General features: G+C 27.4%; 21 protein-coding genes. 15 read left to right on the top strand and 6 right to left on the bottom strand.

The genetic code is table 11. From position 1 onward, the window contains the following. Positions 1 to 102 precede the first annotated feature (102 nt). A complete protein-coding gene (locus BHAMNSH16_RS12645; protein WP_008730328.1) occupies positions 103 to 879 on the bottom strand; it encodes an enoyl-CoA hydratase-related protein in 777 nt (258 codons plus the stop codon). 171 nt (positions 880 to 1,050) lie between these two features. Continuing rightward, positions 1,051 to 2,238, bottom strand: coding sequence for an acetyl-CoA C-acetyltransferase (locus tag BHAMNSH16_RS12640; RefSeq protein WP_008730329.1), 1,188 nt, complete (start codon positions 2,236 to 2,238; stop codon positions 1,051 to 1,053). A 297-nt stretch (positions 2,239 to 2,535) separates the two neighbouring features. On the opposite strand from BHAMNSH16_RS12640, the gene mutL reads away from it, so the two are divergent. From mutL to hprK, 12 genes are all read left to right on the top strand, one after another. Then, positions 2,536 to 4,383, top strand: coding sequence for a DNA mismatch repair endonuclease MutL (gene mutL, locus BHAMNSH16_RS12635; protein ID WP_008730330.1), 1,848 nt, complete (start codon positions 2,536 to 2,538; stop codon positions 4,381 to 4,383). A gap of 104 nt (positions 4,384 to 4,487) precedes the next feature. After that, complete coding sequence (locus BHAMNSH16_RS12630; RefSeq protein ID WP_069732009.1) at positions 4,488 to 5,351, top strand: Rpn family recombination-promoting nuclease/putative transposase; 864 nt, start codon at positions 4,488 to 4,490, stop codon at positions 5,349 to 5,351. Between the two features lie 803 nt (positions 5,352 to 6,154). Next, positions 6,155 to 8,287, top strand: a complete 2,133-nt coding sequence (locus BHAMNSH16_RS12625) for an ankyrin repeat domain-containing protein (protein WP_008732895.1) — start codon at positions 6,155 to 6,157, stop codon at positions 8,285 to 8,287. A 51-nt stretch (positions 8,288 to 8,338) separates the two neighbouring features. Further along, entirely contained in the window at positions 8,339 to 9,268 is a 930-nt protein-coding gene (locus BHAMNSH16_RS12620) for an Rpn family recombination-promoting nuclease/putative transposase (protein ID WP_069731751.1), read from the top strand. 163 nt (positions 9,269 to 9,431) lie between these two features. Beyond that, positions 9,432 to 10,187, top strand: coding sequence for a uracil-DNA glycosylase (locus tag BHAMNSH16_RS12615; RefSeq protein WP_069731752.1), 756 nt, complete (start codon positions 9,432 to 9,434; stop codon positions 10,185 to 10,187). Between the two features lie 76 nt (positions 10,188 to 10,263). Then, complete coding sequence (locus tag BHAMNSH16_RS12610; RefSeq protein ID WP_008729760.1) at positions 10,264 to 11,022, top strand: ankyrin repeat domain-containing protein; 759 nt, start codon at positions 10,264 to 10,266, stop codon at positions 11,020 to 11,022. A gap of 67 nt (positions 11,023 to 11,089) precedes the next feature. Next, positions 11,090 to 11,926, top strand: a complete 837-nt coding sequence (locus BHAMNSH16_RS12605; RefSeq protein WP_069731753.1) for a hypothetical protein — start codon at positions 11,090 to 11,092, stop codon at positions 11,924 to 11,926. 75 nt (positions 11,927 to 12,001) lie between these two features. Then, entirely contained in the window at positions 12,002 to 15,292 is a 3,291-nt protein-coding gene (locus BHAMNSH16_RS12600) for a DUF4132 domain-containing protein (RefSeq protein WP_069731754.1), read from the top strand. Then, entirely contained in the window at positions 15,285 to 16,601 is a 1,317-nt protein-coding gene (rpoN, locus tag BHAMNSH16_RS12595) for an RNA polymerase factor sigma-54 (protein ID WP_008727243.1), read from the top strand. Before BHAMNSH16_RS12600 ends, rpoN begins: the two co-directional genes overlap by 8 nt. A 16-nt stretch (positions 16,602 to 16,617) precedes the next feature. Then, positions 16,618 to 17,394, top strand: coding sequence for a ribosome hibernation-promoting factor, HPF/YfiA family (gene hpf / locus BHAMNSH16_RS12590; protein ID WP_008727242.1), 777 nt, complete (start codon positions 16,618 to 16,620; stop codon positions 17,392 to 17,394). Positions 17,395 to 17,431: 37 nt separating this feature from the next. Beyond that, a complete protein-coding gene (locus tag BHAMNSH16_RS12585) occupies positions 17,432 to 17,896 on the top strand; it encodes a PTS sugar transporter subunit IIA (protein ID WP_008727241.1) in 465 nt (154 codons plus the stop codon). Beyond that, positions 17,896 to 18,861, top strand: coding sequence for an HPr(Ser) kinase/phosphatase (gene hprK, locus BHAMNSH16_RS12580; protein WP_008727240.1), 966 nt, complete (start codon positions 17,896 to 17,898; stop codon positions 18,859 to 18,861). Before BHAMNSH16_RS12585 ends, hprK begins: the two co-directional genes overlap by 1 nt. On the opposite strand, the gene BHAMNSH16_RS12575 is transcribed toward hprK, so the two are convergent. Both BHAMNSH16_RS12575 and rsmH read right to left on the bottom strand, forming a co-directional pair. Next, the gene (locus BHAMNSH16_RS12575) at positions 18,855 to 19,190 is read right to left on the bottom strand and encodes a protease SohB (RefSeq protein ID WP_008727239.1); all 336 of its coding nucleotides are present in this window, start codon (positions 19,188 to 19,190) and stop codon (positions 18,855 to 18,857) included. The two genes, hprK and BHAMNSH16_RS12575, sit on opposite strands and share 7 nt — an antisense overlap. A 14-nt stretch (positions 19,191 to 19,204) precedes the next feature. After that, the gene (gene rsmH / locus BHAMNSH16_RS12570; RefSeq protein WP_008727238.1) at positions 19,205 to 20,107 is read right to left on the bottom strand and encodes a 16S rRNA (cytosine(1402)-N(4))-methyltransferase RsmH; all 903 of its coding nucleotides are present in this window, start codon (positions 20,105 to 20,107) and stop codon (positions 19,205 to 19,207) included. 130 nt (positions 20,108 to 20,237) lie between these two features. On the opposite strand from rsmH, the gene BHAMNSH16_RS12565 reads away from it, so the two are divergent. From BHAMNSH16_RS12565 to BHAMNSH16_RS12555, 3 genes are all read left to right on the top strand, one after another. Next, positions 20,238 to 20,768, top strand: coding sequence for an HdeD family acid-resistance protein (locus tag BHAMNSH16_RS12565; protein ID WP_069731755.1), 531 nt, complete (start codon positions 20,238 to 20,240; stop codon positions 20,766 to 20,768). 79 nt (positions 20,769 to 20,847) lie between these two features. Further along, entirely contained in the window at positions 20,848 to 21,066 is a 219-nt protein-coding gene (locus BHAMNSH16_RS12560) for a (2Fe-2S)-binding protein (RefSeq protein ID WP_069731756.1), read from the top strand. 20 nt (positions 21,067 to 21,086) lie between these two features. Further along, positions 21,087 to 21,266, top strand: coding sequence for a (2Fe-2S)-binding protein (locus BHAMNSH16_RS12555; protein ID WP_039954398.1), 180 nt, complete (start codon positions 21,087 to 21,089; stop codon positions 21,264 to 21,266). A 69-nt stretch (positions 21,267 to 21,335) separates the two neighbouring features. Here the strand turns inward: BHAMNSH16_RS12555 and BHAMNSH16_RS12550 are convergent, their stop codons facing one another. Continuing rightward, positions 21,336 to 22,253, bottom strand: a complete 918-nt coding sequence (locus BHAMNSH16_RS12550) for a transketolase family protein (protein WP_008728505.1) — start codon at positions 22,251 to 22,253, stop codon at positions 21,336 to 21,338. A gap of 42 nt (positions 22,254 to 22,295) precedes the next feature. After that, entirely contained in the window at positions 22,296 to 23,093 is a 798-nt protein-coding gene (locus BHAMNSH16_RS12545) for a transketolase (RefSeq protein WP_008728506.1), read from the bottom strand. Positions 23,094 to 23,170 lie beyond the last annotated feature (77 nt).

Below are 23,170 nucleotides of genomic sequence, written 5' to 3'. Positions count from 1 at the left end.
AACTCCTTAATTTTTATTATTCTAGCTATAAACTCAATTTAGATTAGCTGACAATAAAATTTATTATTTATAAGCCTAAGGTTTATAGCTTTAAATATTTTATTATTTATTAACAAATTTTTCAACTTTTCTTTTTTCTAAGAAAGCTTTCATACCCTCTTTTTGATCCTCAGTTTCAAAACAATCGCCAAATAATTTTTCTTCTATAACGATAGCTTTGTCCATATCAACTTGTAAGCCTTCATTAATAGCTTTTTTACAATTTCTTACAGCTATAGGAGCAGCAGCAGCTATAGAATTAGCCAATTTTTCAGCAGCAGCCATAAGTTCTGCTTGAGGATAAACAGCATTAACAAGTCCTATTCTCAATGCTTCATCAGCTTTAATATTTTTAGCACTATAAATTATCTGTTTAGCCATGCCTACGCCAACTATTCTAGGAAGTCTTTGAGTACCTCCGAAACCAGGAGTAATACCAAGTCCTACTTCAGGCTGACCAAATATAGCATTGTCAGAACAAATACGAATATCGCAGCTCATAGCTATTTCACATCCTCCGCCCAAAGCGAATCCATTAATAGCAGCTATTACAGGAATAGGAAAAGTTTCTATTTTTCTAAATACATCATTTCCTTTTTTACCAAAAGCCTCGCCTTCTGCTTTACTAGATGTACTCATTTGAGATATATCAGCACCTGCAACAAACGATTTTTCGCCGGCACCTGTTAATATTAAACATCTTATATTATTAATATTTACAGAATCAAAAGTTTTTTCGATTTCATCTAAAACCTGAGAATTTAGGGCATTAAGAGCTTTTTCTCTGCTTATGGTTATAATACCAATCATACCTTTTTCTTCATATTTAATGAATTCCATTTTTTCTCCTTATCACTAAAATATTATCATAACCCATAATTTTTATATTATATACTAGCCTTTGTATTGAAGAAATAATACAAAGGCTAATAGTTAATAACCTTAATTATTTAAAAGTTATTTATCATTAATAAATCAGACTAAACACTATCTATATTTTAAACAAAAATACTATTCTCTTTCTACTATAGTAGCACAGCCCATACCGCCGCCGATACAAAGAGTAGCAAGACCTCTTTTAGCATTTTTAGCTTCCATTTCATGAAGTAAAGTAACTAAAATTCTGCAGCCTGAAGCACCTACTGGGTGTCCTAAAGCTATAGCACCGCCATTAGGGTTAAGCTGTTTTTCAACATCAATACCTAATTCTTTACCAACTGCAACTGACTGAGCAGCGAAAGCTTCATTAGATTCAATAATATCGAAATCTTTAATAGTTAATCCTGTTTTAGCCAATAATTTTTTAGTAGCAGCAACAGGTCCGATACCCATAATTCTAGGTTCAACACCGCCTAAACCGCCTGCAATCCAAGTAGCCATAGGTTTAATACCTAATTCTTTAGCTTTTTCTTCGCTCATCACTACTACTGCAGCAGCTCCGTCATTGATACTAGAAGCATTACCTGCTGTTACTTTTCCGCCGTCCGGTTTGAATGCTGGTCTTAATTTAGCCAAACTTTCTACTGTAGTTCCAGGTCTTGGACCTTCATCTTTATCAAATACTATATCGCCTTTTTTAGTTTTAATAGTTACAGGTACTATTTCTTTTTTGAAAGCACCAGCTTCCTGAGCTTTAACAGCTTTTTGCTGAGAATTAGCAGCAAATGCATCTAATTCTTCTCTTGTAAGTTTCCAATCATCACAAACATTTTCTGCTGTTATACCCATGTGATAGTTATTGAATGCATCCCAAAGTGCATCATTAACCATAGTATCCATTATTGTATCATTACCCATTCTGTAACCATAACGAGCTTTTTTAAGTGCATAAGGTGCTAATGACATATTTTCAGTACCGCCGGCAACTACTATGTCAGCATTTCCAGCAGCTATCATATTAGCAGCTATATTTACTGCATCAAGTCCTGAACCGCAAACAACATTTATTGTCATAGCAGGTACTTCTACAGGTAAGCCTGCTTTTATAGAACTTTGACGAGCAACATTCTGACCTTGTGATGCTTGTATAACGCAACCCATATATACCATATCAACTTGATTAGGAGCAACTTTAGCTCTATTTAAAGCTTCTTTTATAACTATTGCACCAAGTTCAGCAGCTGGAACTGTGCTTAAAGATCCGCCCATACTTCCTATTGCTGTACGGCAGGCACTTGCTATTACTATTTTTCTAGACATTTTTAATCTCCAAAGAATTATTAATTTTCACATTCATATTTAAAATATCAATGTGTTGCTTTTATTATAGTACATTTTTTTATTAAATTCAATTAAATATTAATTTTTTTTATTATAAACAATAATAGTATATTATTTAACCAATTACAAATAATAAAAGAGTCAAATAACTGCTTTAGTATTATATAGTTACAAAAAAAATTATATTACTATATATTAACATATCATACATACATATTATGTATATAATAATTTGTTATATCTTTTTATTAGTTTTTATGATAAAATATAAATACTATGATTAAAAATATTATAAAACTGCCTCAATCTGTAGCAAATCGTATAGCTGCCGGAGAAGTTATAGAAAGACCTGCATCTATGCTTAAAGAATTATTAGAAAATGCAATAGATTCTGGGGCCTCGAATATAGAGGTTTCTGTAGAAGAAGCTGGAATTAAATCTATGATTGTAGAAGATGACGGAAGCGGAATAAGATTCAATGAACTTCCTCTGGCTATAACTCATCATGCTACAAGTAAAATACATTCTATAGAAGATTTGGATTCAATATATACATTAGGCTTTAGAGGAGAGGCTTTAGCATCTATATCAGATGTTACTAATTTAGAAATAGTTTCAAAAAGTGTAGAAGAAAGCAATGGGGGAAAAATAGTAGTAGAAGGAGGTAAGATAATAGAACATAAACCTGCTGCTGCTTCGCAGGGTACAAAAATTATAGCTAAAAATTTATTCTTTAATATACCGGCAAGATATAAATTTCTTAAGCATATTTCAAGAGAATTTTTCCTTGTTAAAGAAGTTTTCGATATGGAAGCATTAGTTCAGCCTCAAATTTCTATGAAACTTAAAAATAATGGCAAAGTTGTAAGTTCATATATAAAAGTTGACACTTTAAAAGAAAGAATAGAAAATTATCTCTCTGACAACAATGTATTTAGAAATTTAATAGAAATCGAAATAGAAAGAGATGATGTATCAATATACGGTTTATTTTCTAACTCAAAAATAAGCCAATCCATAAGAAAAAATAATTTTATATTCTTAAATAACAGACCTATAGAGAATAGAGTTCTTGCTTATGCAATAAAAAATGCATATTCAAATGCTATACCTAAAGAGAGATACCCTTTCTTTTTCTTATACATAAATATTGACAGCAGTAAAATAGATGTGAATGTTCATCCTAGTAAAAAAGAAGTGAGAATAAAAAATGAGAGGGAGATTTCAGGTATACTGTATAATACTATAGTAAATAATATAAATTCAGGAAGCAATTTAGATTCTGTTAATATAGAAGTAGATATTGATAAAGATATAACCCCTACTTTTCCTATACAGAATAATAATTACAATACATATAATACTTCAAATTATAATACTGAATCATCAAATGAAAAAAAATATGATAATACAAACTATTCTAATAATAATTATGCTCAATATGATTTAAATGTAGAAAACAATGACAATATAATAGAAGAAAATAATACTAATAAAGAAATAAATTTAAATAGCAATAATTTTAGCACTAATAATATAGAATTTGGAGAGTATACAAGAGCCATAGGACAGGTATTTTCTTCATACATAGTGGCTGAAAGAGGCGGAGAAATGTACATAATAGATCAGCATGCCGCTTATGAAAGGCTTAATTATGAAAGAATATACAAAACTCTTATGTCGAAAAAAATAGAATATGAAAAACTCCTTATACCTTGTGAAATTGAGTACAGAGATTATGAAATTGATATTTTAAATGCCTCAAAAGAATCAATAGAATCATTAGGAATAAAATTTGAAGCCAATTCAAAGCATAGCATTATAATAGAAGATATACCAATATACATTCCTAGAAATCAAAAAATAGAAAAAATAATAAAAGACATTTTAGACATATATATAAATAAAGGCGACAATAATAATTTAGAAAAAGTAATAAAACACACTTGCTCTACTATATCATGCAAATATTCACCAAAGGCTGGAGATAAACTTTCAAACAGCGATATGCAGACATTACTTGATTTGCTTGAAGAAGAAAATATACTTACAAACTGCCCTCATGGAAGACCTTTTGTGTTAAGGCTCTCAAAAGAATATTTAGATAAAAAATTCTTTAGATAATACTATTTTTATTTTACCACTAATAAACTTATTAAAAAATAGCTTGTTAATTTATGACTTAAACATTAGCTTTACATTTATAGTTAATTTAGTATAATAAGGTTATGAGAGATATTAATGTTTTAAATGACTATTTTGTGAGATATCTATTCTCATCATCAGACAGTAATTTAATACTGCTTGACTTTATTAATTCTATAATGCTTGATTCTAATATGAAAACTTTTAGAGCTGTAGAAATACTTACACCTTTTAACTATAAAGAAAATTATAAAGATAAAGAAACTATAGTTGATTTTAAATGTATAACTCAAAACGGTACTGTTGTAATTATAGAAATACAGTTACAAGGTAATTCAAGATTTCCAGAACGCATACTATATTATTGGGCTTCAAATTACAGTAAATTATTAAAACATGGAGAAAAGTATGATGCCTTAACTCCTGTAATTAGTATTAATTTACTTAATTTCAATTTAGATGACTCAAATAATATTCATTCATGCTATATGATTTATGATACTATTAATAATAGATTATTAACGGATCATCTGCAAATTCATATAATTGAACTAAAAAAATTTAAATATGATTTATTACAGCCCGATTTAAATTGCTGGTTAAAATTTTTCACAATGAAAGAAAAAGATAATAAGGAGGTTATTATGTCCGATCTAGTAAAAGAAAAACCTATAATGGAAGAAGTACAAAAAAGATACAATAATTTTATTAAAAATAGATTAATGATGAATGAATATGATAAAAGAGAAGCATATCTATATGGTAATCAAATAATGCTTGAAGAAGAAAGAAGATTAGGAATTGAAGAAGGAATCAAACAAGGCATAGAACAAGGCGAAAAAAATAAAGCAATATCTATAGCTAAAAGCTTCAAAAATGCAGGAATAGATATAAAAATTATAAGCGAAAACACAGGATTGAGTATAGAAGAAATAAAAAACTTGTGAGTGCCTGACATTCGTTAGAATGGCAGGAGCTTATTAACGAACAAGTTTTTTATAAATGATAGAAGAAATAAAAAACTTGTGAGTGCCTGACATTCGTTAGAATGGCAGGAGCTTATTAACGAACAAGTTTTTTATAAATGATAGAAGAAATAAAAAACTTGTGAGTGCCTGACATTCATTAGAATGGCAGGAGCTTATTAACGAACAAGTTTTTTATAAATGATAGAAGAAATAAAAAACTTGTGAGTGCCTGACATTCATTAGAATGGCAGGAGCTTATTAACGAACAAGTTTTTTATAAATGATAGAAGAAATAAAAAACTTGTGAGTGCCTGACATTCATTAGAATGGCAGGAGCTTATTAACGAACAAGTTTTTTATAAATGATAGAAGAAATAAAAAACTTGTGAGTGCCTGACATTCATTAGAATGGCAGGAGCTTATTAACGAACAAGTTTTTTATAAATGATAGAAGAAATAAAAAACTTGTGAGTGCCTGACATTCATTAGAATGGCAGGAGCTTATTAACACAAGTTTTTTATAAATGATAGAAGAAATAGAAAAACTATAATAAAAAATTATGAGCATATAGCAAATTCGCCTAAAGCGTCTATATATTTTCAGCTAATAATTTTTTATAATATAAAAATAAAACTATAATAAAAATTTCTTATTATGATAAACATCATTAAAAAGCATAAAACAAATTCATTAATTTCATATTTAATAAAATCCATTTTAATTGACAGAAAATAATTTTCAATTTATAATCAATTAATGCGATACGCATGGAGGGGTATATATGAAAAAAGTATTTATTATATTATTCTTATTTAATATTCTTTTGTATTCTAAAACTTTAGATAAATCGTTATTTTCCGCCGTAGAAAATAATAATATAAAAAAAGTTAAATCATATTTAGAGCAAGGTGCAAACTGTAATGCATTAGATTCTTATAATAGAACGGCTTTAATAAATGCTTCTGTAAGAGGATATGATGATATAGCAAAATTACTTATAGAAGAAGGTACTGATGTCAATATTCAAGATAAAGCAGGTGCTACGGCATTAATGTATACTGCTAGAAATACAAATTATGAAATGGCTGAAGTTTTATTAGAAAATGGTGCTGATGTAAACATTAGAGATATAGGAGGAGAAACTGCATTATATTATAGTATTCAGCATAATAGTAGCGGACAAAAAAATGAAAGAGAAAATGCTATAAAAATACTTAATTTATTAATAAAATACGGTGCTGATATAAATACCAAAAACGATGAAGGAGCATCTCTTCTTGATGTATCCTATAGAATTTCAGAATCTTTTGATAAAAATAAAGAAATGTTTAAAATATTAGTTGAAAATGGTTTTGATTTAGAGTCAAGAATAAAGGCGGATAGATCTGATTATGATTATACTCCTTTAATGATTGCTGTTTATAAAAAAGATTATGATATGGTTAAATATTTGCTTGATAAAGGTGCCAATCCTAATACAGCAAATAATGAAAACAAAACAGCTTTAATGATTGCTATTGCTAATGATAATTTTGATATTTCAAAATTACTTATACAACAAGGTGCCAATATAAACACAAAAGATGAATATGGTTATACAGCATTAATGAGAGCTGCTATGATAGGAAGCTATGAAATGGTTAAATTTTTATTAGAAAATGGTGCCAATATAAATACTAAAGATAATGATGGAAACACTGTATTATATTATAATATTCGCTATGATCATTATGGAAAAGAAGAAATGCTAGAAAATGCTAAAAAAATATTTAATTTATTAATAAAATATGGTGCTGATGTAAATACTAAAGACAATTATGGAGCATCACTTCTTAATGCAGCTTATAGTTTAGAAGGATTGACACCAAATAGAGAAATGTTTAAAGTATTAGTAGAAAATGGTTTTGACTTAGAATCAAGAATAAAGGCTGGGGAGGATTATCCTGCTGGTTATGATTATACTCCTTTAATGATAGCAGCTTTAAGAAATGACTATGATATGGTTAAATTTTTAGTTGAAAAAGGTGCCGATGTAAATGCCAAAACACATTCTGAATATAGATCAGTAGTAACTCCCCTATTACTCTCATTAGATAATGAAAATTCATCTGTTGCAGAATATTTAATAAATAATGGTGCTGATATAAATGTAACAAATGAGGATGGAGAGACACCTTTAATGTATGCTTCCAAACTTCATAATATAAAAGTGGTAGAACTTCTAATACAAAAAGGTGCTGATATAAATGCTTTCAATAATTATGGAAATACAGCCTTAATATATGGTGTAAATAATTTAGAAACAGTAAAATTATTAGTGGAAAATGGTGCTGATGTAAACTTTTATAAAGGAGGAAGTACTGCTTTAATATCAGCATGTGAGTATAGTCATGAAAGAAATATAGATGTAATAAAATATTTAGTTTCAAAAAATGCCAATATAAATGCCCAAGATAATGAAGGAGACACAGCTTTAAATAAAACTCTTGATACTTCAGATGAAGGCAGTATTGATATATTAGACTTTGAAATAGCTAATTTTTTAATAGAGCAAGGTGCTGATGTAAACATAAAGAATAAACGAGAATATACTCCTTTGATATATCTTGGTATGGGTGAAGGTAATTTTAATAATAAAAGTTTTCAGGAATATCGTATAAAATTAGCTGAAGTTTTATTAGAAAAAGGTGCAGATATTAATGCTCAAGATTATAATGGATACACTTCTTTAATTTGGGCTTGTGCATCATCAGGATCAAGGTTTGCTGAACCATATGTTAAATTTCTAGTAGAAAAAGGAGCCGATGTAAATATAGAAGATAACCATGGAGATACTGCTTTAGATAGGGCAGAGTATTTTAAACTTAGAAAAATTACAGGTATTCTAAAAAAAGCTCAAAGAAATAGAAACTAAATTTTGATGATTAAACTTGTAACTTTATAGTTAATTTAGTATAATAAAGTTATGAAAGATTTAGAAAAATTAAAGCAAATATTAAATGAAACAGTTACAATAGATAATTTAAATAGAACTAATGACTACTTTATACGCTATTTATTTTCACATAAAGGTAATGAAAACATAGCATTAAATTTCATTAATTCTGTATTTAAAGATTTAGGCTTTGAAACTTTTAAGAAAATAGAAATATTAAACCCATTTAACATAGCAGAAAATTACGATGAAAAAGAATCTATAGCACCGAAGGTGGACAGTCGTCTTGATATAAAAGCAACTACAGAAACAGATATAACTGTTTTAATAGAAATTCAAGCTAGAGGAAATGAAGATTTTATAAAAAGAGCTTTATATTATTGGGCTTATAATTACAGCAGTAGTTTAAACAAAGGGGCTTTTTATGATGAACTAAAACCAACTGTAAGTATTAATATTACAAATTTTATTTTAACAGATGAAGATAAAGTTCATAGCTGCTATGTTTTAAAAGAATTAAATAATAATAAAATTCTCATAGACCATTGTCAATTACATTTTGTAGAGCTTCCAAAATTCAATTTTAAAGATATTAATAAAAAAATAGAAAATCTTGATAATATACATAAAGAATTCATTTCTTGGGTAAAATTCTTTAAAGGAGAAGATATGTCAAATTTAATAAAAGAAAATACTATATTTGAAGAAGTCGAAAAAAAATGCTGTACTTTTATAAATAACACTCCTGTAATGGATAAATATAAAAAACGTGAAGTAGATACATATTTCTTTGACAAAAGTCTAGAATTGGATTTAAAGAAAGCTAAAGAAGAAGGAATAGAACAAGGCGAAAAAAATAAAGCAATATCTATGGCTAAAAATATGAAAGCTAGAGATATGGATTTAAATCTCATCAGTGAATTAACAGGCTTAAGTATAGAAGAAATAAAAAAATTATAAATACTCAGTATTCCATTATGCTAATACATATAATATACATATAAAAATAAGCAGTCTAATATATAAAGTCATGCAATTCTAAAAAATAAAAAATTTTTAATAAATTCCATTTTATTATATAATATAAACAATGTTTTAAAAATTATATTTAGGATTTATTAATATGAACAAAATAGAAAACTATTTTTTACAGCATAATAAAATAAAATTCTCAAATGTTGTATTCAGCCAGCACAATAAAAAAATAATATTAAGAAATCCCAAAAAAGCACAGCAAGCAGTAAAAAAAGAAGAAAAAGATATTAATAAAGGTATGGAATCAATGAAAGAAATAAAAAATGAAGATTTAAAAAAGATATATGATGAAGTGGAAAAATGTATGAAATGTGAGACATTATGCAATAGCCGATTAAATGTAGTATTCGGACGCGGTGATGAAGAGCCTGATATAGTATTTGTAGGAGAGGCACCGGGAGCAGATGAGGATAAACAAGGACTTCCATTTGTTGGTAGAGGAGGAAAACTTCTTGATAAATGGATTGAAAGACTTAATATAAATAAAGAAAAATACTATATAATGAATGCTCTGAAATGCCGTCCTCCTGAAAACAGAGATCCCTTGCCTGAAGAAAAAGCTAATTGCAGAGATTTTTTTGTGCGTCAATTACAGATACTTAATCCTAAAATAATATGTGCATTAGGCCGTCATGGATTCGGTAATTTAATAGATTTTGACTTAAAAACGCCTTTCGGAAAAGCTAGAAATAAAGTACATTACTACAATAATAATGGAAAAGATGTGCCTGTTATAGCTACTTATCACCCTGCTTATATTTTAAGGAATCAAAAAGAGGAAGATAAAGTCATAGCAGATTTGGAGTTCATGCTTAACGAACTTGAAAAAGTTAGAAATAAATAATAATATAATTAAAATAATTTAGGAGATTTATTTGAAAAAGTATTTTATTTTAATGTTAATAATATGCCAATGTCTGATGCCCAATTCATTTGATAATATAATAGATGCTGCAGATTATGAAACTTATGAAAATATAGAATATTCCAATATTCCAAAAAAGCCCACTATATTTGATTATATAAATCATAAAAATCAATTATCTGATATTATAGAAAGAATCAACAAATATTTGGATAATAACGGAGATATTAATGCTGTAAATAAAAACGGCAACACTCTGCTTATGGAGGCAGCAGCTATAGGATACTATGATTTAGCTGATTATTTAGTAGAAAAAAATGCTGATATATCTATGACAAATGCTAATGGAGAAAATGCTTTAATACTTTCTTCACATTACCCATATATAATGAATCTACTTATAAACAATAATGCTGATATAAATATTGCTGACAATAATGGAAAAACAGCACTTCATTATGCCTGCGAGTATGGGGATTTATATTCAGTAAAACTTCTAATAAAAAAAGGTGCTGATATTAATAAAAGAGATATATTGGGAAAAACTATTCTTATGTATGCTGTTGAAAATGAACATCTTTTATTAATAAAGTATTTAGTAGAAGATTTGAAAGTTGATATTAATGAAAAAGATGATTGGGGTCAGAATGCTATGTTTTATGCTACAAAAATAGATACAGCTAGATATCTTATTTATAACAATATGAATTATACAGATGTTAACTCAATAGGATTAAAGCCTTATGAAGTTATGAAATACAATGGCTATATAAATGTATCAAATTATCTGCAAAAGTTAGAAAAAAGAAGATAACTTATAAAAAATACCTTTAAGTATTTTTTTTATAAACCGAGAATATTTACAGTATATTGGAGTTTATATGAATATCAAGGTTATTTTACTATTTATTACTATAAATATGCTTCTTTTCCCTCAATATCTATCTTTAACTAATAATAATATATTAGTTAATATAGGAGAAGGAAGAGTTGATTATACTACATATACTATATATGCAGATGCAACAGCCGATTTTGTTACAGATACCCGTCTACACCCTGAAGCATTATTAATATTACAGCAGCAGGCTGAAGAAGAAACTATGAAAACATTATATGATACATTAGGAAATATACCTATAGACAGCGAATACAATATCTACAGCATAATAGAAGAAAATAGATTTTTAAAAGAAAAAGTAGTAAATTCTATAAATAATGCCAGATTAGTAGGTATATCATATCCTACAAGAACAAGCGTTAAAGTCCTTATGGCATTAGATATCATAACAAATAATCTTATGTCAGATTTAATAAATAATATACATATGTATAAACCAGAACCTATAGTAACATATTTCGATGCAGGTACAGATTATGACAGTCTTGTCATAGATGCCAGAAATATAGGTTTTGTACCTTCATTATTTCCTACAGTATATGATGAAGACGGAAATGAAATATATAGTTTAGCATATATAAATAAATCTATAGCATCTACAAATGGATATATTACATATTCAACAAATTCTTTCCTTACAAATCAAAATATTACAAATACACTAGGAAAAAACCCTTATAATATTGTAGCATGGAGAGCCAGAGGAAGACTTTCAAGTGATTTAGTTATAGGTAATGAGGATGCAAGTATAATTATGAGCAGCCCTAACCTAAAAAATGCTATAAAAAATTGTAAAGTTGTATTTATAATAAACTAATTTATTACACTTTTATTATTCATTTTTTTTTGAAAATATGATATAGTATCTATTATATTTTTGGGATTATTTCTTATGAGTATTATAGAAAATTATATAGATGATATTTTTAAAAATCATCCGTATAAAGATGATATAAAAAAATATGTCAATAATGAAAATGACAGCATAAATTTTAATACCGAAGAAATAAAATTTACAATTTCTAATAATCATATAATATATTCAAATTTATTAGATCTATATGTCAATGATAAGCAAAATGATAGTTTAATCAGATTATTCAAAGTTATATCTATGCAAAAAATAGAAAATATATACATTTTTGAAATACTTATCATCAATATAATATCAGGTATGAATATCAAAGAAGCATTGCTTAAATGCATATCTATGAAAAAAATCAATGATTGGAACAGAGACTACAAAAAATATTCATATAATATAAATCCTATTTCAAACGAAATAATGAATGCTAAAATTAATATACTTATATATTATTATTATGCTTCAAAATATTTTCCTAAGGAAACAGAACAATACATAGAAAATATATGCTCATCAAATATCGATGACATCATAAAAGAGTATGAAGATAATATATTAATAGCTTTGATGGCTTTAACTATAAAGATATATTTTGGTGATTATAGTAAAATACCTGTTATATTAGAATATTCAAAAAAAGTAAATTATTTAGATTCTATACTTTCTCTTTTCATTATATTAAATATAGATGATAGTATACCAAAGAGATTTATAGAATTAATAGAAAATAATATGCTTAATGAAAATAAGGATTTATTTATAAATTTGGCATATATGATGAGATTGTTTTTTTTAACAAGAAAGAATTTCAGTGAAAAATTTGCAAATAAAAGTTTTGATGAATTTATACATGATCTTTCAGATTTTAATATACCGCAATATTTTATATTTCTTATAAAATATTTAGATACAAATTTATCAGTAAATTCAAGTAAAGTATTTGAAGGAATAAAAACTTTATACAGCAAAGATAAAGAATCATTTTATAAACTCTATAATATACTAAAAGAAGTTGAAATACCATATATCATAGAAATAAAAGCAGTATTAAATTGTGTACTTTTGAATGCCAAAGATGATAATGCAGATATTACAGTGCTTGACAATAATATAGATTATTTTATAGAAAACATAAAAAAAGAATTAGAAAAAATATACGATATAAAATCTGATAATATATTTGAATTATTAGAAAATAAAACTATAAATAAATATGATTTATCTGTTAATATAAGCAAAGAATTAATATTTACAACAAAAATAATAGTTCTTATGTATGACTACAATGAAAAGGCTAGAAAAGTAGTTCGTGCTTTATTGAAATCATTACCGTATAATTTGGCTATACCTTTAATGATTAAAGACAGAAAGGAATTCTATAATATTAAATTAAAAGAGATATTGGATTATTTACAGGGATATGATTTAGATTTAAAAGACTTAATAATAACATATCTATATACCTACCCTATTTACATTTTCAGCACAAAATATATATTAAAGCTGGTTACTAAAAATGCTGATTACACAATAGAAATGTTTCATGATAAAACATTTTTGAAAGCAGCTTCATATAAAAGTTATGCCCTAATAGATTTTTTAGAACTTCTATATAAAAAAGATAAAGCAGGATTCACAAATTATTCTGCTATTTGCTATGTACTTCATTTAAAAAATAAAGATATAATAAAATGTGCTTTAAGGTTAATAGAAGAAGATGAATATAATTCCAGAGCATATATTGAAAGCAGCATACATGCTTATAGAAAAGAGGTTCAATTTGAATTAAAAAAAATAATAAAAAAATGGAATTGTAATAGAAAAGGATTTAAATTCAAAACTCTTGAAGATATAAATCAATATATAGATGATTATTATGATGATGATTATGAGAATTTAATAGATTTTGTAGATGAGAATTTAATATCCGATGTGCTTCTTAGAAGTGATAAAAGTATCAAAATACCTGTAAAAGTTATGAAATATATATTGATTGAATATATGCTTCTTGATGAGCCTTATAGAATAAAAGATATAGACAGAATAATAGATTTATTTGACATGTATTCTCTTAGAAGTGCATTTGAAAAAATATATAAATATTGGTCTGATAATGGATGCGATGAAAACAAAAAAAATATTATTATACCATACTGTATTTATGCTGACTATAATCAAATAGCAAGTTTATACGACAGAATAGAATATTGGCATGATAATTTCAAATCATCTTTAGCGGCATATATAATACCGGCAATAGCTATGAACGGCGAAAAGTTTGCATTAATGATAATAAATAACATCATATACATGTCTAAAAATAAGGTATTAAAAAATGCTGCAATATCATCTTTTGAGAAGGCATCTGAGTGTTTGAATATACCTATTGATAATTTATTCGATAAAGTTATACCTAATTTAGGCTTTAATGTAGAGAGAAATAAAATAATAAATTACGGTAAGCAAAGTTTTACACTTCAGCTTTTAAGCGATTCTTATTTGGAAGTAATAGATAATGAAAATCATAAAATAATAAAAGAACTCCCAGAACCTATAGAAGGAGACGATAAAACAAAAGCAGAAGAAGCAAAAAAAGATTTAGCTAATATAAGAAATTCACTTGAAGCTATTATAACATATCAAAAAGAAAAATTAAAAAAAGTTATGTTTAACGGCAGAAAATGGGATTATGAAACATTTTTTGAAGTATTTGTAGAAAATCCTGTAATGCAGTATTTCACATTGGCATTTATATGGGGAGTTTATGATGAAGAAGGAAATTTGATAGACTGCTTCAGATATATGGAAGATGGTTCTTTAATTTCTATAGATGAAGATTTATATGAACTTCCTAAACAAATTAAATGCTATATAACTTTATATCACCCTATTGATTCAGGTGAAGATACTTACAAAACTTGGTATTATCAATTGGAATTATATGAGATAGAGCAGCCTGTAGAACAGATTAAAATAAAAAGATATATATTAGAAGACACTGATGTAGAAAATAATTCTATAATTTCTTTTAAAGGGCAAAAATTATCATTAGAATATATGGATAAATTATCTAAGGAATTAAATATAAAAATAGAGTATTATAATGAATATGTATCTTACTATATGGCAGATAATGTTCTAAAAATAATATGCGAAATAGACTGCAGTATGTATGATGAAGATGTATTGATTGAAAGCATCAAATTTTATGAATTAGAAAAATATAATAAATTTGGCAAGATAATTTCTCCTTTTGATATAGAAAGAAGATTTATTAGTACAATGATTTATTATTTATCTTTAGGTTTTTATGATTAATAATTCTTTATCATCAAACACTTACATAAAAACAAGAACTGCAATCAAAAATGATTTAAGACTTAATTATCAAACTAGAGTATGGCTTGATGTTATATCACTGCCGGCAATAGAGCTTAAAGAAAAGATAGAAAAAGCAATGGAAGAAAATCCATTTTTAGAGTATGACTTTAATGATAATTATTCAAAATCCTCATCGGCGGCATCAGAAAACGATATTAATTCTATAATAGAAAATACGGTAGAAAATTCAAAAGAGAGTCTATTTTCTCATTTAAAAAGTCAAATAGATATTACTTTTAATGATAAAAAAGAAATAGAGCTGGCAGAACAAATATGCAGTTTTATAAATGAAGACGGATATTTAACTATTGAAAGCGGAGAGATTTCCAATATATTAAATGCCGACATAAAACAAATAGAAAAAATAATTTCTATAATAAAAACATTTGATCCTTACGGTGTTGGGGCAAAAAATATTAACGAATGTCTTTCTATACAATTAAAAATGAAGCAGAAGGAAGATGATGATAAAGCTATATATGATACGGCAATAAAGATTGTAGAAAATTATTTAGATGAGTTATCAAAAAAGAATTACGAAAAAATAGCTTTGAATTTAAATATAGAAGTTAATACAGTATTAAAGGCTTTAAAATTAATACAGACATTAGAGCCCTACCCTGCCAGAGAATATGATACATCATCCGTTAAATATATAGTACCGGAATTATTTATCTTTAAGGAAAATGAGCATTGGATTGTAAAAACAGATGAAACTTTTATACCCCACTTGAAAATTAGTAAAAAATATATTAAACTATTAGATAGAGAAGAAAGTAAAGATAGCATAAACTTTTTAAAAGAAAAAAAGAAAGAAGCTGAAAGCCTTATAAATGCCTATAATGATAGGAAAAAAACTTTATTAAAAATAGGCGAAGCTCTGCTTAAATTTCAGATAAATTTCTTTGAGTATGGAAAAGAGTTTATGAAGCCATTAACTTTAAAAGATATGTCTTTGGAGGTGAGTTTAAGCGAATCCACCATAAGCAGAATAGCTAATGGTAAGTATCTTAACACTGTTTGGGGTACATTTTCTATAAAATATTTTTTCTCTAGAGCCGTCGGCGGAGGACTTGGTTCTAGGGGCGTTAAAGAGATTATAAAAAGAATTATAGAAAACTCTCAGGCAAAATTAAGTGATGAAAAAGTCAGACTGATACTCAAAAGTGAAGGTATTGACATTTCAAGAAGAACCGTAGCTAAATATAGAAAAAGTATGAATATTTTTTCATCAAGAAACAGATAAAACAAAAGGAGACTTTATGCATCAAAATATTATTGGAAAGAATGTAAGAATCACTAAAAATGTCAGAGAACACATAGCAAATAAGATGCAAAATATCAAAATACATGCAGACAGAATAATAGATGCCAATATTATTTGCGACTATATGCATGGCGAATATACTGTACAGGGAACTATAGCTTTCGGTAAAAAAGTATTTCATGATAAAGAAAAAGAAAAAGATTTGTATGTAGCAATAGATACTATGTTTCAAAAGATAGAAAGAGAAATAAGAAAATCTAAAGAAATAAATATAGACAGAAGTCAAAGAGCTGTTGTAGATAAATCAGTACAGGCAGAAGAAGATGACAATTCTTATTCAATCAATTCTGTTGGAATATACGAAAAACCTTTAGATGAACTTGATGCTGTATTGCACTTTAATAGCGAGAAAAAACCTTATATGGCTTATTTACCTATTAAACAAGGAGAGGATTTATTCAGTATAAAAATAGGAAAATTTCCTGTATTCTTATTTAAAGGCAATGATAATAAAGTATTTGAAGTATACAACAATAATGAAGAATATTGGAATATAGATGAAGTTAGTGTAACTCCTGACAATCACATAGATGCAAGCAAAAGTGAAAATTATTTGATAAAAGAATATAATGTGAGTGAAGCTGTAAATTATCTTACAGAAAACACTGATAAAAAATTTGTTGTTTACATAAGCAGCATAACAGAACAGGCAGAAGCTTTGTATAAAGAATCTGATAATTCATTTGTTCTAATAAGAATGTTTGATATCTAATTTATAATTTATAATTACCATTTTGGAGGGAATAATAATGAGTTTAATAGATTATATTAATAAAGATTCTATAATGATAGATGTTCAGGAAACGGATAAAGAGCGTCTTCTCTCTAAAATGGTTGAGCGACTAGATGAATGCAAATTACTTGTAAGCAAAGATGATGCTGAACATGCCATTATGGCAAGAGAACAATTAATGAGTACAGGTGTGGGAAACGGTATAGCAATACCTCATGCCAAAACTGATGCTGTAAGCAATATTGTACTTAGTGTAGCAACTGTAAAAAACGGAATTAATTATAAATCTGTAGATAAGAAAAAAGTATTTGCCGTTTTTATGCTTCTAGCCCCAAAAACTTCAGCCAGCGAAAATTTAAAAGTTCTTACTGCAATAGCAAAAATACTAAGAGATAATCCTCATTTCTTGGAAAAACTTATCAATGTTGAAAAACCTGAAGAGATTATGGAACTTATTGCTAAAGAGGAAATGAAAATATAATGCCTAAAATAACAGTATCTAAATTCTTTGAACTTAATGAAGCTAAAAATAATGCTCTGAAAATAAGACGCTTAACCGGTCTTATAGGAATGGAAAATGAAATATTAGGCTATGATATAAATAGACCGGGTATGGCATTATTTAAGTATTTCAAAGATTTTGCATACGAAAGAATACAAATACTAGGAAAAGGCGAAGCTAATTATATTCTAACTTTAGATGAAGAAAATAAAATAGATGTATTTGAAGAAATGCTTAGTTATCAAATACCTATATGCATATTCACTTACAATATAAATCCTCCTGAATCGTTCTTGGAAATAGCTAAAAAAAATAATATATGCGTAATAATAAGCGAATTAAAAACATCTGATATGATTAGGGGAATAGAAGCCCTAATAGAGGAAGAATTCATGGAATCTTTTACTATACATGGCGGATTAGTAGAGGTTTTCGGTGTTGGCGTTTTAATTTTAGGTAAAAGCGGCGTTGGAAAAAGTGAAGCCACTTTAGAGCTTATATCGAAAGGACATAGACTTATATCCGATGATATAGTTGAATTTAAAAAATTAAAAGACGGCAGAATAATAGGAAGAAAGAACGAATACATAAAGCATAATATGGAAGTTAGAGGAATCGGTGTAGTTGATATAAGCAGGCTTTCAGGCATGAGTGCTATTAGAGATAAAAAAAGACTTGATTTAATAATAGAACTTGAACATTGGAAAGATGATGAACAATATGACAGAATGGGATTATTTGACAAAACTTATAATATATTAAATACTGAGGTACCTTATCAAAAAATACCTGTTCGCTCAGGAAGAAATGTATGCATACTTATAGAAACTGCTGCCAAAAATTACAGATTAAAACAAATGGGATATAATAGTGCTAAAGAATTAGACAAAGCATTAATAGCTCAAATAGAAAAGAAAAAACCAGATATAGCAAATAATTATTGATTATTATTTTCATCTTCTATTTTTAAATAAAGTATATCATTATTATCACCGCTTACAGATGTAAATCCGTTTATTATAGCAGTTTCTATAAATCTGTTAGGAGATGAATATTCTGCTTCCTCAGCACTAAGTACTTTAACCTCTTTTTCTAAACGCTCTATTTCATTATCTAATTTTGACAATTCTATAAGTATTTCATTAGCTTTAACATTTCTTGCAAATGTAAAAATACTGATTACTATCACGAATAATATTATAACTATAAAAAGCGATCCTATAGAGTAAGTTTTCTTTTCTTTTTTATCTACATTTTGCTTCTTTTCATTCATATTTATCTCCAAAATTATACCTTTTGAGCTATTCTCATCTTCGCACTTCTGCTGGCAGGATTAGATTTTATCTCTTCATTTGTCGGAAGTTTAACTTTATTATTTAGAAGTTTAAATATACCCTCTTTATTCTTAGTTTTCTCATTTTCTTTGAAAAATCTTTTTATTATTCTATCTTCTAAAGAATGATAACTCATAACTACAACTACACCATTTTTTTTGAGTATAGAAGGTATATTCAATATTGATTTTTCAAGTATATTAAGCTCATCATTAACTTCTATTCTTATAGCCTGAAAAACTAAAGTTGCCGGGTGAATTTTGCCGTATCTTTGAGATTTATCTGTATTATGAAATATAATATTTTCTAATTCTCTTGAAGTTTCTATTTTTCTTCTATTTCTTTCCCTTACTATAATATTTGCCATTTTTTTAGCATTACTCATCTCACCATAATCTCTAAATATCCTCTCCAATTCTTCTTCACTGTATCCATTTATAATATCATAAGCACTTTTATCATTAATCCCAAGCCTCATATCAAGCATAACATTATCTTTAAAAGAAAAACCTCTTTCAGCTTTCTTAAAATGAAATAAAGACACCCCTAAATCATAAAGCATAAAATCAACATTACCAATTATACTATCATCTAATTCTTCCATCATCTTATCATAAGTATTATTATAGTAATGAAACTTATCATAATTTTTAAGTCTTTTTTTAGCTATTTCAAGAATTGCTGAATCTCTTTCAAAGCTATGCACTTCAAGATTTAAATCTAGCATTGCCTTAGTATGTCCGCCCTCACCTAATGTAGCATCAACAGCTATTTTAGCATCATTTGGTATGAAGCTCAGAACTTCTTTAAGCATAACAGGTGTATGCACTATATCTAATTCAATATTATCATCCATTGTAAATATTATCGGAACAATTAGTATTAAAATAATTTTAATAAAAAAAATAGTATAATTTTTTATATTGCTTTTTTTATATATTTGATTATCATATATAAATTAATATATAATAATGAAGGAGTTTTGTATGGGAAAATTAGGAAGAGTTTTATGGTTAATTTTTGGTATTCTATTGATAATATCAGGAGCAGCAACATTATTTAATCCGATAGAAACTGTTTTAATGTTAGCTTATATAATAGGATTTTTAACAATATTCTCCGGAATAAGTTCTATATTCTATTTCTTTAGCTTAAAACATAAATCCGGTTCTACTTTAATTCTATTAGATGGTATAGTATCAGCAATATGCGGTATTATAATTATTTCTAATTTACAAATAAGTGGTGCATTTATACCTTATATGGTTGCTTTCTTTGTAATAGTAAGAGGTGTTGTGGCAATATCTTCTTCTATTGAACTTAAAAATCTAGGATATAATCAATGGGGACTTTCAATATTAAGCGGAATACTTACTTTGATTGCAGGAATTATTTTAACTTTTAATCCTATACTTGGTGCCGTTTATATTAGTGTTATAGTTGGATTATCGTTAATATTATATGGTATAATAACATTACAATTATGGTTTGCTTTCGGCAAATTCTTTAAAATATGAAATTATACTGATAGATATGTATTGATTTTATTTACTAATATTGTTAAAATGAATCCAATTATTAATTTGGGAGAAATTTATGTTTGAAAAGAATTTGAACAGCACTATATGCTTTTGTAAAAATATAAAATATAAAGAAGTAATCGATGCAATTAAAGAAAATAATTATACAACATTGGAAGAAGTTATGCATCATACAAAAGCAGGCATCACCTGTTGGAGCTGCAGAGGGGATATCAAAGATTTATTAGAAGAATATAAAAAAACAGGAAATATTCAAAGTATAGAAGAGAAATAATAAAAACGGAGATATCTAAATTGATAAATAATGATTTTATATGTAAATGTAAGGAACTTTCTATTGAAGAGATAAAGTATTTAGAAAAAGAACATAACATAAAAACATTAAAAGAACTTGTAAAGCATACTAAAGCCGGAAAAGAATGCGGAGGATGCAGAAATAAATTGAAAGAAATGTTTAAGTTCAATTTAAAATAATCTTGGAACATAAAAAAGGAGAGTATTTTTTAATACTCTCCTTTTTTTATATCAACTATAATTCATTAATTATTTAACAACATCATAAATAGCCTTTGCATTAAGACCATATTTATTAATGAGTTCTTCAACAGTTCCAGATTCTCCAAAAGTATCTTTTATACCAATTCTTATAAGTTTAACAGGATATTCATCTGTCAAAACTTCAGATACGGCAGAACCAAGTCCGCCTATTATAGAATGCTCTTCAACGCTAATAAGTTTCTTATGCTTTTTAGCCATCTCTACAATAATTTCTCTGTCTATTGGTTTTATAGTATGAATATCAACAACCGTTACAGATATTCCGTCTTTTTCAGCCATTTGAGCTGCTTCTAAAGCTTCTGATACCACTATTCCGCATGCAAATATACATACATCTTTACCTTCTCTAAGTATATTAGCTTTTCCTATTTTGAAAGGAGTATCCTGAGTTGTTATTATATTAGTAGCAGGTCTAGCCATTCTTAAATAGCATGGACCGTCATATTCAGCAGCAGCAAATACAGCTTTTTCAGCCTCAAAAGCATCGCAAGGTACAATTACTGTCATATTTGGTATAGAACGCATTAAAGATATATCTTCAATACTTTGATGACTAGCACCATCTTCGCCGACAGATATACCGGCATGAGTAACTGCTACTTTGACATTTAATTTAGGATAGCAAATAGAATTTCTAATAATTTCAAAAGCTCTTCCCGCACCGAACATAGCAAAAGTAGAAGCAAAAGGTATTTTACCTTCAATAGCAAATCCTGCAGCTGCTCCCATCATATTTTGTTCAGCTATTCCCATATTAAAAAATCTATCGGGGAAAGCAGATTTAAAAAGTTTAGTCATAGTAGATCCGGATAAATCTGCATCTAAAACTACAACATTTTTATTTATTTCGCCTAGACGCTTTAAAGCCTCTCCATAAGCATTTCTTATTGCCTTTTTTTCCATAGTAATTATTCCTTAAATTTTATACTTAAACAAAAATTTTCATTAATCAAGTTTATTCAACTCTTCCATAGCCTTTTCATATTCTTCTTTATTAGGAGCTTTTCCATGCCATCCTACAGCATTTTCCATAAAGGAAACGCCCTTACCTTTAACTGTTTTTGCAATCACACATTTAGGCTTTCCTGATACTTTTTTACCAAATACTTCCTCAAGTTCTTTTTCATTATGTCCGTCAACAACATAAGTTTCAAAACCGAATGCTTTCATTTTAGCTTCTAAATCACCCAAACTCATAACATCATCATTTTTGCCATCTATCTGCAATCCATTATTGTCTATTATAAGAGTATAATTATCCAATTTATAATTAGCAGCAGCCATAGCAGATTCCCAGAAAGTGCCTTCCTGAGCTTCTCCGTCTCCAGCTATAACAAACACTCTGGCATCTTTTTTATCTAATTTATAGCCTAAAGCAGCACCTAAAGCTATACAAACACCCTGACCCAAAGAACCTGTAGAAGCCTCAATACAATCTAAATTCTTTTTGGAAGGATGCCCCTGAAGTCTTGAGCCTAATTTTCTGTAAGTTAAAAGCTCATCAGTTGGGAAAAATCCTCTATGTGCTAATGTAGAATAAAGTACAGCAGAAGCATGTCCTTTAGACATAATAAATATATCCCTGCCGTCCATCTTTGGATTTTTAGGATCAATATTCATAATCTTAAAATATAAAGTATGCATTATTTCTACCAATGACAAAGAACCGCCTATATGTCCTGAATTGGCATTATAAACCATACTTACTATATCTTTTCTTATTTGTGTATTTAAAGAAGACATAATAATTCCTTATTTAATATAATTTTTTTAATGATACAATACAAAAATATTATTGTCAAATAATATAATTTGTTTGC

The sequence above is a fragment of the Brachyspira hampsonii genome (genome assembly GCF_002214805.1).
In the GTDB taxonomy this organism is placed as follows: Bacteria; Spirochaetota; Brachyspiria; order Brachyspirales; family Brachyspiraceae; genus Brachyspira; species Brachyspira hampsonii.
The sequence above is the reverse complement of the archived record's forward strand: the minus strand, read 5'-3'. Positions and strand labels throughout refer to the sequence as shown.